Below are 13,633 nucleotides of genomic sequence, written 5' to 3'. Positions count from 1 at the left end.
CATTATGAGGAACGAGCCATGGCAAACCCGGAACTACTGGAAGAACAGCGTGAAGAAACGCGCTTGATTATTGAAGAGTTACTCGAAGATGGCAGCGATCCAGACGCGCTGTACACCATCGAGCATCACCTTTCCGCGGATGACTTCGAAACCCTGGAAAAAGCGGCAGTAGAAGCCTTCAAGCTGGGTTATGAAGTGACCGAGCCGGAAGAGCTGGAAGTGGAAGAAGGCGACACGGTTATTTGCTGTGACATTCTGAGCGAATGTGCACTGAATGCGGAGTTGATCGATGCTCAGGTTGAGCAGCTGATGAACCTGGCTGAAAAATACGATGTGGAATATGACGGTTGGGGCACCTATTTTGAAGACCCGAACGGCGAAGAAGGTGAAGACGGCGACGATGAAGACCTCGTCGACGAAGATGATGACGGCGTGCGTCACTAAGTCATCAACTGACCTGCGGTAGCCCAGGCTGCCGCAGGCCAAGGACAACGTATGGATTACCTGCAAATACTCTCCCCGATCCACAACTTCCTGCACTGTAAAACACCCCAGGCCTGGCTTGATAAAGCGCGAGACCCGGCGAATCTGCCTCTGTTATTGACCGATCACCTCGTCTGTGAGCTGAAAGCGGCGCAAACGGCGATGCTGTTGGTGCGTAAGTATGTTGCGGATAAACAGGGATCGCAGGCGCTGTTGGACTGGCTGAAACCCTATGAAGCGTTTGCTTTCAGAGAAGGAGATGAGCCGGATTTTATCGCGCTGAATAAACAGATAAGCAAAAGCGTGATGCCGCAAACCGACGACCCGTGGGGACGCAAGCTTATCGACAGCATGGTTTTGCTTATCAAAGAAGAGCTGCATCACTTCTGGCAGGTGCGTGAGGCGATGATGAGCCGCAACATTCCCTATATCAAGATTACCGCCAGCCGTTATGCCAAAGGCATGCTCAAAGAGGTACGCACCCATGAGCCTTTAACGCTAATCGATAAACTGATTTGCGGGGCTTACATTGAGGCGCGTTCCTGCGAACGGTTCGCCGCGCTGGCGCCGTATCTGGATGACGATTTGCAGGCGTTTTATCTGTCGCTGCTGCGATCCGAGGCGCGGCACTATCAGGATTACCTGGCGCTGGCGCAGCAGGTTTCAGCCGATGATATCAGTAGCCGGGTGCGGTTTTTTGGCGAAGTAGAAGCCGCGTTGATCACCTCTCCTGACGATGAATTCCGCTTCCACAGCGGTGTGCCAGCTTAGTTCCTTTGTTTGACGCGCGGTGTCCATCGCCGCGCGGATTAATCCTTCCTGTTTCTGTTAGCAAAATCTGGTGGCTGGAAATCGCTCGCTGCTGCCGTAATAATCAAAACACACGAAGGGGAAATATATCCCCGTAACAGAGATGATTTGGCATAAGGATGGTTAATGAACTGGGCACACGTTTTGTTGGCAGGTTATATCGGGGCGGTGATTGCTATCGTCGTCGGCATGTTTCGCAAAAAAGGCTGGCTGGGCAAGATCTCCGGCGCGGTGGTTTTTGTGGTGGCGATTATCGCGTGGAATCTGTTTGATGTGCACTACCTGATCCCACGCGAAAGCCCGGATTATGGTCTGACCGAAGAGCAGCAGTTTGAAAAGGCGATGCTCTCCAATCCGGCGTTTCAGGTGATTAAGGAGCAGGAACCTGAGCTGACACAAAAAATTATCAGCCAGGCTGCGCAGATGAAGAAAGCAGGGAGTAGCGAACAGCAGGTTATCGACGCGATACAGCCGCAAATTCTTCAGTTGCAAATGGCAAGATTGCAGCAGGCGCCAGATGCCAATGTCATTGAATATATGAAAATTAACCTTGAGCAGATCGCTGCTGTGGCCAAAATCGGTGATGACGAATGCTTCCGCTTTCTGTTTCCGGCAGTGAAAGGGGGGATTAACCCGGCACGTCTGGTTCCGCATGAGATCATGAACCGTCGTATGGCGAGTGATATGAGTATGATGCGTGCTGCCTATGGTCCGAACAAACATACGGTCACGGCAGAAGAGAAACAGCTGGCGCTGCAGGATCTGCAAGCAATAAGTCCTGGGCTAGTACAGCGCTATGGGCCGGATATTCAGATCATGGCCGATCCGACTAAAGCGATCGGCAAAGAGAAGATTGCCTGTGAGATAGTGCAGGATCTCTGGTCACAGGTACTGAAGCTGCCAACCGCCCGCGCGGCTGGCGTTATTCGACTGATGCTCTCAGCCGAGATGCAGTAACGCGGCTAAAGCCTCTCGGCGTAAGGTCAGAGGGGCTTTAACATCCGCACTTCACAATCCACGTGCCCGGTACAGCCCAGCGCTTCGCTGATATGCTCAAAGCCTAAATGCTCATACAGGCGGATTGCCTCTGTCAGAAACGCTGTGGTCTCCAGATAGCACTGTTTAAAACCCTGCTCGCGGGCATGTTCGAGCGCCATCAGCGCCAGTTTTTTCGCCAGCCCCTGACCGCGCGCGCTCGACAGGAAGTACATCTTTTGCAGCTCGCAAATGTCCGGTTCACTACATCCTAATGGTGCAACACCGCCGCCGCCCACGACTTCACCATTTTGCTCAACCACCCAGTAGGCCGCGCCCGGCTGGCTGTAAACCTGGAACAGTTCGTCCAGATTAGGGTCGGCAACGGTATACCCCTTATCGGCGGTAAGCCCGTATTCAGCGGAAACTTTGCGGATAACGCGGGCAATTGCGGCGTTATCATCGGCAGAAATTCGACGCAGCGTTGCCGCGACGGAGGTAATGGCACTCATAGCGAACTCATGACATAAAAGTGAGACATATGCAGTTAATACCACTGCGGCGAGGGGAAGCGCAAGCGAGGATAATTCAATAAAAAGCCTCTGAGCATATGCGTCAGAGGCTTTATCGTCTGTGGTGTCGGATGCGCTACGCTTATCCGACCTACGATGACGGTGCCCGTTTGCCGGATAAGCGCAGCGCTATCCGGCATAGGCAATTACAGCGCGGCGATGACCGCCTGCTGTTCAATCAGCTTCGCTTTGGCTTCTGCGTAACCATCCAGCTTCTCACGCTCTTTGGCGATGACTGCTTCCGGTGCGCGGGCAACGAAACCTTCGTTGGAAAGTTTGCCTTCGATACGGGCAATCTCACCTTCGATTTTCGCCACTTCTTTCGCCAGACGCGCCAGCTCATCTTCTTTGTTGATGAGGCCAGCCATCGGGATCAGCAGCTCGGCGCCGTCGATGATTTTGGTCACGGAGACCGGACCTTTGTCATCGGCTGGCAGCACGGTAATGCTTTCCAGACGTGCCAGGTTCAGCAGGAAGCTGCGGTTGTCGTTCACACGACGCATCGCATCAGCGCTGCAACCACGCAGCAGCAGCTCCAGCGGTTTGCCCGGGGCGATGTTCATTTCCGCACGGATGTTACGTACGGCGACGATCGCCTGCTTCAGCCATTCGGTATCGGCCAGCGCCGCTTCATCAACCTGTGCGGCGTTATATTCCGGGAACGGCTGCAGCATGATGGTATCTGCAGTGTTGCCACAAATCACTTTCACTCGCTGCCAGATGGTTTCGGTGATGAACGGAATGATTGGGTGCGCCAGGCGCAGCAGACCTTCCAGCACGGTAACCAGCGTATTGCGAGTGCCGCGCAGTTCAGATTCGGAACCACCGTTCATGACCGGCTTGGTCAGCTCCAGATACCAGTCGCAGAACTGGTTCCAGGTGAACTCGTACAGAATGCCCGCGGCGATATCGAAGCGGAAGTTATCCAGCGCTTCGCGGTACGCTTTGATGGTCTGGTTGAATTCAGCGAGGATCCAGCGGTCCGCCAGAGACAGGGTCATTTCGCCGCCGTTGAAGCCGCAATCCTGATCTTCGGTGTTCATCAGCACGAAGCGGCTGGCGTTCCACAGCTTGTTACAGAAGTTACGGTAACCTTCCAGACGCTTCATGTCCCAGTTGATATCGCGACCGGTAGAGGCCAGCGCTGCCAGGGTGAAACGCAGGGCGTCGGTGCCGTGCGGCTCGATGCCGTCCGGGAACTGCTTCTCGGTACGTTTGGCAATTTTCTCAGCCAACTGCGGCTGCATCATGTTGCCGGTACGTTTCTCCAGCAGTTCTGCCAGAGAGATACCGTCGACCATATCCAGCGGGTCAATCACGTTACCCTTGGATTTGGACATCTTCTGGCCTTCGTCGTCACGAATCAGACCGGTCATGTAGACGGTCTTGAACGGAACCTGTGGCTTGCCGTTTTCATCTTTGATGAAGTGCATGGTCATCATGATCATGCGGGCAATCCAGAAGAAGATAATGTCGAAGCCGGAAACCATCACGCTGGTTGGGTGGAACTGACGCAGCGCGTCGGTATTTTCCGGCCAGCCCAGCGTAGAGAAGGTCCACAGTGCAGAAGAGAACCAGGTATCGAGAACGTCTTCGTCCTGACGCAGCGCAACGTCGGCGCCGAGGTTGTTTTCCTGACGCACTTCGTCTTCGGTACGGCCAACGTAGACATTGCCGTCGTTGTCATACCATGCCGGGATACGGTGACCCCACCACAGCTGACGGGAAATACACCAGTCCTGAATATCACGCATCCAGGAGAAGTACATGTTTTCGTACTGCTTCGGTACGAACTGGATGTCGCCATTCTCAACCGCTTCAACCGCCGGTTTTGCCAGCACGTCGGCACGGACGTACCACTGGTCGGTCAGCATCGGCTCGATAACCACGCCGCCACGGTCGCCGTAAGGTACGGTCAGGTCGTGCGGTTTAATTTCTTCCAGCAGGCCCAGGGCATCAACGGCGGCAACCACCGCTTTACGCGCAGCAAAACGTTCCAGCTTCTGGAACTCAGCCGGGATTTCATTGGAGTAAACGTCGGACTCTTCGCCTTTGGTGTCGTAAACTTCCGCGGTTTCGCGGATGTCGCCGTCAAAGGTCAGAATGTTGATCATCGGCAGGCCGTGACGTTTCCCGACTTCGTAGTCGTTAAAGTCGTGCGCCGGAGTGATCTTCACGCAGCCGGTGCCTTTTTCCATGTCGGCGTGTTCATCGCCGACGATCGGAATGCGACGGTTAACCAGCGGCAGGACAACGAATTTGCCGATCAGATCTTTGTAGCGCGGATCTTCCGGGTTAACGGCTACGCCGGTATCACCCAGTACGGTTTCCGGACGGGTGGTGGCGACGACCAGGTAATCTTTACCGTCTGCGGTTTTCGCGCCGTCAGCCAGCGGATAGCGGATGTGCCACATGGAGCCTTTAGACTCGCGGTTTTCCACTTCCAGATCAGAAATAGCGGTGCGCAGTTTCGGGTCCCAGTTGACCAGACGCTTGCCACGGTAGATCAGATCTTCTTTGTACAGGCGAACAAAGACTTCTTTCACGGCATTGGAAAGACCTTCGTCCATAGTGAAGCGTTCGCGCTCCCAGTCAACGGAGTTGCCGAGACGGCGCATCTGACGAGTAATGGTGCCGCCGGATTCCGCTTTCCACTGCCAAATTTTGTCGATAAACGCTTCGCGACCGTAGTCGTGACGGGTTTTACCTTCTTCAGCGGCAATCTTACGCTCAACCACCATCTGGGTAGCGATACCCGCGTGGTCGGTACCGGCCTGCCACAGGGTGTTTTTACCCTGCATGCGCTGGTAGCGAATCATGGTATCCATGATGGTTTGCTGGAAAGCATGACCCATATGCAAACTGCCGGTGACGTTCGGCGGCGGGATCATGATGCAGAAGGACTCTTTGCTTTCATCGCCGTTAGGTTTGAAATAGCCCTGCTTTTCCCAGTGCTCGTAAAGCGGCTGTTCGATATCTTGTGGGTTGTATGTCTTTTCCATTATTTCCAGGTTGCCGTATTCAGGTTAAAACCAGCCACGCGGTAAGCTTTGTAGCGATCGCGTGCCGATTGTTTCAAAGAATCTTCGTAAGGAACGAAGTCTATCACTTCTGTGAAAGCGGTGGCAAAATCTGCAAAGCCAACGCGCAAACTGATGAGCAGGTCGCGCGGGCTGCTATTGCGTTTCTCCGGCCAGGCAATCTCTACCGGCGCGCCACCTCTGGGGCCTTCTCCCGCCAGATTATGCGGAACAAAACTTTCTGCCGGTCTTGCCCACAGAGCTTCATCCAGTCGAAGAGCCTGCTTTTCGTTTTCACAGGCGATCAGCACGCGCTTGCCAGCACGCCAACGTTCTGCGGCAATTTCACACACCAGTTGTTCAACGGCGCTTAAGCCATCGACGGTGTTGTCATTGTCCAGAATATAGAACGTTGCGTTTCTCATGATATGGGGCTTCTTGTTGTGGATTTAAATGCAAAGCCGGGTGGCGCTACGCTTACCCGGCCTACGGTTGAGTGACGTTGTAGGCCGGGTAAGGCGAAGCCGCCACCCGGCGTTTTACATCACTCTTCGCCGTTAAAACCGGCACGATTGAGCAGGAACTGCGACAGCAGCGCGACCGGACGACCGGTTGCGCCTTTGGCTTTCCCTGAACGCCATGCGGTACCAGCGATATCCAGGTGCGCCCAGTTGTACTTACGGGTAAAGCGTGACAGGAAGCAGCCCGCGGTAATGGCACCGCCAGGACGTCCGCCGATGTTCGCCATATCCGCAAAGTTGGACTCTAACTGCTCCTGGTATTCATCACCCAGCGGCAAACGCCACGCGCGGTCACCAGCCTGCTCGGACGCACCGATCAGCTCATGCGCCAGCGGGTTGTGGTTCGACATCAGGCCGGTGATGTGATGGCCCAGCGCAATCACGCACGCGCCGGTCAGGGTCGCGACGTCAATCACCGCTTCTGGCTCAAAGCGCTCGACGTAGGTTAACACGTCGCACAGCACCAGACGGCCTTCGGCATCCGTATTGAGCACTTCAACGGTCTGTCCAGACATCGTGGTCAGCACGTCGCCTGGGCGATACGCGCGGCCACCCGGCATGTTTTCACAGCCCGCCAGCACACCGACAACGTTGATGGGGAGCTGAAGCTCGGCCACCATGCGCATCACGCCGTATACCGCTGCCGCGCCGCACATGTCGTATTTCATCTCATCCATGCCTTCGGCTGGTTTGATGGAGATACCGCCGGAGTCAAAGGTTAATCCTTTACCGACCAGCACAATCGGACGCGCGTCTTCGGACGGATTGCCTTTGTACTCGATGACCGACATCAGCGACTCGTTCTGCGAGCCGTGACCGACGGCCAGATAAGAGTGCATGCCCAGCTCTTTCATCTGCTGCTCGCCGATTACGCGGGTCACAACATTTTTGCTGTAGCTGTCTGCCAGCTGGCGCGCCTGAGAGGCCAGGTAGGCGGCGTTACAGATGTTCGGCGGCATGTTGCCAAGATCTTTTGCCGCTTTAATGCCGGCGGCGATCGCCAGACCGTGTTGGATCGCACGCTCACCGCTGGTCAGCTCGCGGCGGGTCGGCACATTGAAGACCATTTTACGCAGCGGGCGACGTGGCTCGCTTTTGTTGGTCTTCAGTTGATCAAAGCTGTACAGCGTTTCCTGTGCCGTCTCAACGGCCTGACGCACTTTCCAGTAGTTATTGCGCCCTTTGACGTGCAGCTCAGTCAGAAAGCAGACGGCTTCCATTGAGCCTGTATCATTCAGGGTATTGATGGTTTTCTGAATGACCTGCTTGTACTGGCGCTCATCAAGTTCGCGCTCTTTGCCACACCCAATAAGGAGAATTCGCTCAGACAGAACGTTAGGAACATGGTGCAGCAACAGGGTTTGACCCGGTTTGCCTTCCAGTTCGCCGCGACGCAGCAGTGCGCTGATGTACCCGTCGCTGATCTTGTCGAGCTGCTCTGCAATCGGAGAGAGGCGGCGTGGTTCAAAGACACCCACGACGATGCACGCACTCCGCTGTTTCTCCGGGCTACCGCTTTTTACACTGAACTCCATGCACTACGCTCCTGAATCTTAAAGACAACGGCGGTGGCTACGGATAGAATTGCAAGCTTTCGTAACTCATACCCGCTGTTGCGGTGACTTCGTGTTAATCTTAACGTTATTACGGCATTGGCACGTCAGAACAATTTCTGAGAGGTGGATCCGTTGAGTATAATGATCTTAGCGACGATTTCGACGACTCAAGAGAATAAATGACGTTTAAGCCATGAAACAAGCTAAATTCCGGCAAAAGACGGGTTTTTACGGGCGTATTTAAAGTGATAATCATAAGATATCTGGTTCGGGAAACGCTCAAAAGCCAACTTGCGATCCTATTCATCCTGCTTTTGATCTTCTTTTGTCAAAAGTTGGTCAGGATCCTTGGTGCGGCGGTTGACGGTGATATCCCGGCAAATCTGGTGCTCTCGCTGCTGGGGCTGGGCGTGCCAGAAATGGCGCAACTTATCTTGCCCTTAAGCCTGTTCCTCGGGCTGTTGATGACGCTGGGCAAACTGTATACCGAAAGCGAAATTACGGTCATGCACGCCTGCGGGCTGAGCAAGGCAGTGCTCGTGAAAGCGGCGATGGTGCTGGCGCTGTTTACCAGTATTATTGCGGCGGTCAACGTGATGTGGGCCGGGCCGTGGTCCTCCAGACATCAGGACGAAGTCCTGGCGGAGGCGAAAGCGAACCCCGGTATGGCGGCGCTTGCTCAGGGGCAATTCCAGCAGGCGACCAACGGCAGTTCGGTGCTGTTTATCGAAAGCGTTGACGGCAGCAATTTCAAAGACGTGTTCCTCGCGCAAATCCGCCCGAAAGGCAACGCTCGTCCTTCGGTCGTCGTAGCCGATTCCGGACATCTTACCCAGATGCGTGATGGCTCTCAGGTCGTGACGCTGAACCAGGGGACGCGCTTCGAAGGTACTGCGCTGCTGCGCGATTTCCGCATTACCGACTTCCAGGATTATCAGGCGATTATCGGTCATCAGGCCGTGGCGCTGGATCCAAACGATACCGACCAGATGAACATGCGTACGCTGTGGACGACCGACACCGATCGTGCCCGCGCGGAGCTGACCTGGCGTATCACGTTAGTATTCACCGTATTTATGATGGCGCTGATGGTCGTACCGCTGAGCGTGGTGAACCCGCGTCAGGGGCGCGTGCTGTCGATGCTGCCAGCAATGCTGCTCTATTTGCTGTTCTTCCTGGTTCAGACGTCGCTGAAGTCGAACGGCGGTAAAGGTAAGCTGGATCCAGTGTTCTGGATGTGGACGGTTAACCTGGCATATCTGGCGCTGGCGATTGTGCTTAACCTCTGGGATACGGTGCCGATGCGCCGCTTGCGTGCCAGTTTTATGCGTAAAGGAGCGGTATAATGCAGCCTTTTGGTGTACTTGACCGCTATATCGGTAAAACCATTTTCACCACCATCATGATGACGCTGTTCATGCTGGTGTCGCTCTCCGGGATCATCAAGTTCGTTGACCAGCTGAAAAAAGCCGGGCAGGGGAGCTACGATGCGATGGGCGCCGGGCTGTATACCCTGCTCAGTGCGCCGAAAGATATTCAGATCTTCTTCCCGATGGCGGCGCTGCTGGGGGCATTGCTGGGGTTGGGCATGCTGGCCCAGCGCAGTGAACTGGTGGTGATGCAGGCTTCCGGCTTTACCCGCATGCAGGTGGCGTTGTCGGTGATGAAAACCGCGATTCCGCTGGTGCTGCTGACGATGGCTATCGGCGAATGGGTCGCGCCACAAGGCGAACAGATGGCGCGTAACTACCGTGCGCAGCAGATGTACGGCGGCTCGCTGCTCTCTACTCAGCAGGGGTTGTGGGCGAAAGACGGTGACAGCTTTGTCTACATCGAGCGGGTGAAAGGCGACGCCGAATTAGGCGGGATTAGCATCTACTCGTTTAACGACAAGCGCCGTCTGCAGTCTGTACGCTACGCTGCGAGCGCGACGTTTGACCCGGAGCAGAAGGTCTGGCGTTTGTCGCAGGTAGATGAATCCAACCTGACCGATCCGAAGCAAATCACCGGCTCGCAAACGGTGAGCGGCACCTGGAAAACCAACCTGACACCCGACAAGCTCGGCGTTGTGGCGTTGGACCCTGATGCGCTGTCGATTAGCGGTCTGCATAACTACGTGAAGTACCTGAAGTCGAGCGGCCAGGATGCCGGACGCTACCAGCTCAATATGTGGAGCAAAGTCTTCCAGCCACTGTCGGTGGCGGTCATGATGCTGATGGCGCTGTCGTTTATCTTTGGTCCGCTGCGTAGCGTCCCGATGGGCGTGCGCGTGGTGACAGGGATTAGCTTTGGCTTTGTGTTCTATGTGCTGGACCAAATCTTTGGCCCGCTGACGCTGGTGTACGGCATTCCGCCGATTATCGGTGCGCTGCTGCCAAGCGCCAGTTTCTTCCTGATTAGCCTGTGGCTGATGCTACGTAAGTCGTAATCACAGTAATCGTAGGCCTGATGGCGTTGCGCTTTTCAGGCCTACTCCGGACCCGTAGGCCGGATAAGGCGTTTCCGCCGCCATCCGGCAACGTAACACGGGGCTAGCGTTTTCTCCCGCCCATCAAACTCCCCAACATGCCGCGAATTATCTGATTGGTAACCTGTCGCGCCGCGCTTTTCGCCACGCTCTGCACTACGCCATCGCGCTTACCGCCGCGCGGTCCGGTGCTGCCAAACAGAATATCCTTCAACCCACCGAGAATACCGCCATCCACATCGACAGCTTTACCGTTGGCGGGAGGTGTATTTTGCTGCTCGGTACTGGCCTGCACGCCTTGCTGTAAACGTTCATAGGCGGACTCGCGGTCGATCTCTTCTTCATATTTACCGTACAGAGAAGAGTGATTAATCAGCCCGTTGCGCTCGTCGTCCGTCACCGGTCCCATCCGTGAGCATGGCGCAATCACCATCGCCCGTTCAACCACGGACGGGCTGCCTTTGGCGTCCAGAAACGACACCAGCGCCTCACCGGTTCCCAGCTCCTGAATGGCTTTTTCGGTATCAAATGCCGGGTTGGCGCGCATGGTTTGCGCCGCGCTTTTCACCGCTTTCTGGTCTTTCGGCGTGAATGCGCGCAGGGCATGTTGCACACGGTTTCCCAACTGACCAAGCACGTTGTCCGGAATATCCGACGGGTTTTGCGAGACGAACCACACGCCGACCCCTTTCGAGCGGATCAGGCGGATCACCTGTTCGATTTTATCCAGCAGCACCTGCGGAGCATCGTTGAACAGCAGGTGCGCTTCATCGAAGAAGAACACCAGTTTTGGTTTCTCCAGATCGCCCGCTTCCGGCAGCTGTTCGTACAGCTCGGAGAGCATCCACAGCAGGCTGGCGGCGTACAGTTTGGGCATCTGATAGAGCTTCTCGGCGCTGAGGATATTAATCATCCCTTTGCCGTTGGCATCGGTACGCATCCAGTCTTTGATGTCCAGCATCGGTTCGCCAAAGAAGTGTGCCGCGCCCTGTTGCTCCAGCGATAGCAGCCCGCGCTGGATCGCCCCGACCGAGGCGCTACTGATATTGCCGTACTGATTCTGGAAGGATTTAGCGTTATCGCCAATGTACTGGGTGATAGCCCGCAGGTCTTTGAAATCGAGCAGCAACAGACCCTGGTCATCGGCAATACGGAAGATAATATCCAGCACGCCGGACTGCACGTCGTTGAGGTTCAGCAGACGGGCCAGCAGCAGCGGACCGAGGTCAGATACCGTGGCCCGCACGGGATGACCTTTTTCGCCGAAGATATCCCACACCGTGACCGGATTAGCATGCGGTTGCCAGTCGGTAATGCCGATGTTTTTCAGGCGGGCGAGCAGCTTTTCAGAGGCTTGTCCTTCCTCGGCCACGCCGGTTAAGTCACCTTTCACATCGGCCATAAATACCGGCACGCCAATCTCGGACAGCGATTCGGCCAGCTTCTGTAGCGTGACGGTTTTACCGGTCCCGGTCGCGCCGGTAATCAGCCCATGACGGTTAGCCATGCCTGGCAGTAAAAACAGTTCGGTGTCCGGCGTGCGGGCAATTAGCAGGGGTGCGCTCATTGAGATTTCCTCCATTTATCCTGCCTGGAGTATAGGCAACCGTGACGCACTCTTCACCGCTAAATTACGGAGATTGTGAGGAGAATTTAACCTGTCTGGAATAGCGGGGAGAATAGCCGGGAAGCTTACGCCACCCGGCAAAGACGATCAGAAGTCGGCTTTAAGCACTACGCGGTAGCGGGCCTTACCGTCACGCACGTGCTGGATTGCTTCGTTAATTTGCGACATCGGGTACAGTTCGGTGGTGGGCGACACCTTGCTGCGCCCGGCAAATTTCATCAGCTTGCGCAGTTCGAACGGCGTACCTGTTGCCGAACCGGAGATGCTGCGATCGCCGGCTATTAAGGTGAACGCCGGAACCGGCAGCGGCTTCAGCACCGCACCGACGGTATGGAAGTTACCGCCGTAGGCCAGCGCTTCAAAATAGGGCTGCCAGTCGAGATCGACGTTAACCGTGTTAATAATGAGATCGAACTGGCCCGCCAGCGCTTTTAGCACATCCGGATCGCGGCTGTTGACGACCTTATCCGCCCCCATTGCCAGCACTTCCTGCTCTTTCGCCGGATTGGAGCTGAACGCGGTCACTTCGCAACCCATCGCGTGTAACAGCTTAATGGCGATATGCCCCAGGCCGCCGATGCCGATCACCCCGACGCGGCTGGTGGCGGTGATATGGTGCATCAGCAGCGGTTTGAACACCGTGATGCCGCCGCACAGTAATGGGCCAGCGGCCGCCAGATCGATACTCTCCGGTAGAGGGATTACCCACTGCCAGTCGGCCCGCAGCTTCTCGGCGAAGCCGCCGCGATTAAGAATTGTGGGAACAGACCCTTCAAGGCAGTTGATCTGATTACCGCTGATACAGGCGTCGCAGTGCCCGCAGCTGCGCGCCGTCCAGCCAACGCCGACGCGCTGACCAACCTTCAGACCTTTATCCTGCGCCGCGCTGCCGAGCGCCGCCACGCGACCAATCACCTCATGCCCGGCAACCAGCGGATACTGAGAGAATCCCCATTCGTTGTCTATCATCGACAAATCAGAATGGCAGATACCGCAGTAATCGACCTGGACTTCGACATCTTCCGGCTTAAGCTCGCCCGCATCATATTCATAGAGTTCGAGTTCGCTGCCCGCCGCTTTTGCAGCGTAGCTTTTTATCATCGACATCGTGTTTCCCTCAGTGTGGTGTTGAACTGGAAGTGTAGAGCATGGGGAAACGGGACGCTTCGCAGAAGGGGGGATTAAGGAGGGGGCAAACTGTGATGATGGTTACAGCTAAGAAAGGTAATGCTGAAATTTTCAACACTTAGCGAGCCAGACACACGCTGGCGCTTGCATGGTGGCGCATGACAGGTATAATCCACAACGTTTTCCGCATCCCTTCCGTGCCGGAGTGGCGAAATCGGTAGACGCAGTTGATTCAAAATCAACCGTAGAAATACGTGCCGGTTCGAGTCCGGCCTTCGGCACCAATAATGCAAGATTAAGCTACCTAAGGGTGGCTTTTTTTGTGTCATTTTTTCCGAATCATATACTCAGCTTATATATCCCTCTGACAAAGCAACAAATCATAGGTGCTTCATCCTGTTGAATTAATTACACTAATTAAGTATGTTTAATTTATTGATTCTGAAGTGTATTAAATTTACAGGTCTATTTTTA

General features: G+C 55.2%; 12 protein-coding genes and 1 tRNA gene. 7 read left to right on the top strand and 6 right to left on the bottom strand.

Annotation, left to right across the window (positions count from 1 at the left end; genetic code table 11):
* Positions 1 to 18 precede the first annotated feature (18 nt).
* The 3 genes from rraB (at position 19) to OGX83_RS03050 (ending at position 2,250) form a co-directional block, all read left to right on the top strand.
* A complete protein-coding gene (gene rraB / locus OGX83_RS03060) occupies positions 19 to 444 on the top strand; it encodes a ribonuclease E inhibitor RraB (RefSeq protein ID WP_003025845.1) in 426 nt (141 codons plus the stop codon).
* A 51-nt stretch (positions 445 to 495) separates the two neighbouring features.
* Positions 496 to 1,254, top strand: a complete 759-nt coding sequence (gene miaE, locus OGX83_RS03055) for a tRNA isopentenyl-2-thiomethyl-A-37 hydroxylase MiaE (protein WP_008786061.1) — start codon at positions 496 to 498, stop codon at positions 1,252 to 1,254.
* 165 nt (positions 1,255 to 1,419) lie between these two features.
* On the top strand, positions 1,420 to 2,250 hold the full coding sequence (locus tag OGX83_RS03050) for a hypothetical protein (RefSeq protein ID WP_032942198.1): 831 nt from the start codon (positions 1,420 to 1,422) through the stop codon (positions 2,248 to 2,250).
* Between the two features lie 26 nt (positions 2,251 to 2,276).
* Here the strand turns inward: OGX83_RS03050 and OGX83_RS03045 are convergent, their stop codons facing one another.
* The 4 genes from OGX83_RS03045 to pepA all read right to left on the bottom strand — a co-directional run bounded on the left by OGX83_RS03045 (position 2,277) and on the right by pepA (position 7,916).
* The gene (locus tag OGX83_RS03045; protein ID WP_003025856.1) at positions 2,277 to 2,780 is read right to left on the bottom strand and encodes a GNAT family N-acetyltransferase; all 504 of its coding nucleotides are present in this window, start codon (positions 2,778 to 2,780) and stop codon (positions 2,277 to 2,279) included.
* 206 nt (positions 2,781 to 2,986) lie between these two features.
* Positions 2,987 to 5,842 (bottom strand): valine--tRNA ligase, encoded by a 2,856-nt coding sequence (locus tag OGX83_RS03040; RefSeq protein ID WP_008786064.1) that lies wholly within the window; start codon positions 5,840 to 5,842, stop codon positions 2,987 to 2,989.
* Entirely contained in the window at positions 5,842 to 6,285 is a 444-nt protein-coding gene (gene holC, locus OGX83_RS03035) for a DNA polymerase III subunit chi (RefSeq protein WP_003830256.1), read from the bottom strand. Before holC ends, OGX83_RS03040 begins: the two co-directional genes overlap by 1 nt.
* A 119-nt stretch (positions 6,286 to 6,404) precedes the next feature.
* On the bottom strand, positions 6,405 to 7,916 hold the full coding sequence (gene pepA / locus OGX83_RS03030; RefSeq protein WP_003025870.1) for a leucyl aminopeptidase: 1,512 nt from the start codon (positions 7,914 to 7,916) through the stop codon (positions 6,405 to 6,407).
* A gap of 153 nt (positions 7,917 to 8,069) precedes the next feature.
* Between pepA and OGX83_RS03025 the strand changes: the two genes are divergently transcribed.
* The 3 genes from OGX83_RS03025 (at position 8,070) to lptG (ending at position 10,365) form a co-directional block, all read left to right on the top strand.
* Entirely contained in the window at positions 8,070 to 8,120 is a 51-nt protein-coding gene (locus OGX83_RS03025) for a hypothetical protein (protein WP_212723231.1), read from the top strand.
* Positions 8,121 to 8,182: 62 nt separating this feature from the next.
* Positions 8,183 to 9,283, top strand: a complete 1,101-nt coding sequence (gene lptF, locus OGX83_RS03020) for an LPS export ABC transporter permease LptF (protein WP_008786065.1) — start codon at positions 8,183 to 8,185, stop codon at positions 9,281 to 9,283.
* On the top strand, positions 9,283 to 10,365 hold the full coding sequence (lptG, locus tag OGX83_RS03015; RefSeq protein WP_008786067.1) for an LPS export ABC transporter permease LptG: 1,083 nt from the start codon (positions 9,283 to 9,285) through the stop codon (positions 10,363 to 10,365). Before lptF ends, lptG begins: the two co-directional genes overlap by 1 nt.
* 103 nt (positions 10,366 to 10,468) lie before the next feature.
* On the opposite strand, the gene OGX83_RS03010 is transcribed toward lptG, so the two are convergent.
* Together OGX83_RS03010 and ahr are read right to left on the bottom strand one after the other, a co-directional pair.
* Complete coding sequence (locus OGX83_RS03010; protein ID WP_032942201.1) at positions 10,469 to 11,971, bottom strand: helicase HerA-like C-terminal domain-containing protein; 1,503 nt, start codon at positions 11,969 to 11,971, stop codon at positions 10,469 to 10,471.
* A 147-nt stretch (positions 11,972 to 12,118) separates the two neighbouring features.
* The gene (ahr, locus tag OGX83_RS03005; protein ID WP_286587334.1) at positions 12,119 to 13,138 is read right to left on the bottom strand and encodes an NADPH-dependent aldehyde reductase Ahr; all 1,020 of its coding nucleotides are present in this window, start codon (positions 13,136 to 13,138) and stop codon (positions 12,119 to 12,121) included.
* Positions 13,139 to 13,358: 220 nt separating this feature from the next.
* Here ahr and OGX83_RS03000 point away from each other — a divergent pair.
* Positions 13,359 to 13,443 (top strand) — tRNA-Leu (locus OGX83_RS03000).
* The last annotated feature ends 190 nt before the right edge of the window (positions 13,444 to 13,633 follow it).

It is taken from the genome of Citrobacter sp. Cpo074, from assembly GCF_030332745.1.
In the GTDB taxonomy this organism is placed as follows: Bacteria; Pseudomonadota; Gammaproteobacteria; order Enterobacterales; family Enterobacteriaceae; genus Citrobacter; species Citrobacter portucalensis.
This window is presented reverse-complemented; position numbering and strand designations above follow the sequence as displayed.

What these genes read in the sequence shown, in the direction of transcription:
- rraB (WP_003025845.1), top strand. Translation starts at nt 19, where the DNA reads ATGGCAAACCCGGAACTACTGGAAGAACAGCGTGAAGAAACGCGCTTG.
- miaE (WP_008786061.1), top strand. Translation starts at nt 496, where the DNA reads ATGGATTACCTGCAAATACTCTCCCCGATCCACAACTTCCTGCACTGT.
- OGX83_RS03050 (WP_032942198.1), top strand. Translation starts at nt 1,420, where the DNA reads ATGAACTGGGCACACGTTTTGTTGGCAGGTTATATCGGGGCGGTGATT.
- OGX83_RS03045 (WP_003025856.1), bottom strand. Translation starts at nt 2,780, where the DNA reads ATGAGTGCCATTACCTCCGTCGCGGCAACGCTGCGTCGAATTTCTGCC.
- OGX83_RS03040 (WP_008786064.1), bottom strand. Translation starts at nt 5,842, where the DNA reads ATGGAAAAGACATACAACCCACAAGATATCGAACAGCCGCTTTACGAG.
- holC (WP_003830256.1), bottom strand. Translation starts at nt 6,285, where the DNA reads ATGAGAAACGCAACGTTCTATATTCTGGACAATGACAACACCGTCGAT.
- pepA (WP_003025870.1), bottom strand. Translation starts at nt 7,916, where the DNA reads ATGGAGTTCAGTGTAAAAAGCGGTAGCCCGGAGAAACAGCGGAGTGCG.
- lptG (WP_008786067.1), top strand. Translation starts at nt 9,283, where the DNA reads ATGCAGCCTTTTGGTGTACTTGACCGCTATATCGGTAAAACCATTTTC.
- OGX83_RS03010 (WP_032942201.1), bottom strand. Translation starts at nt 11,971, where the DNA reads ATGAGCGCACCCCTGCTAATTGCCCGCACGCCGGACACCGAACTGTTT.
- ahr (WP_286587334.1), bottom strand. Translation starts at nt 13,138, where the DNA reads ATGTCGATGATAAAAAGCTACGCTGCAAAAGCGGCGGGCAGCGAACTC.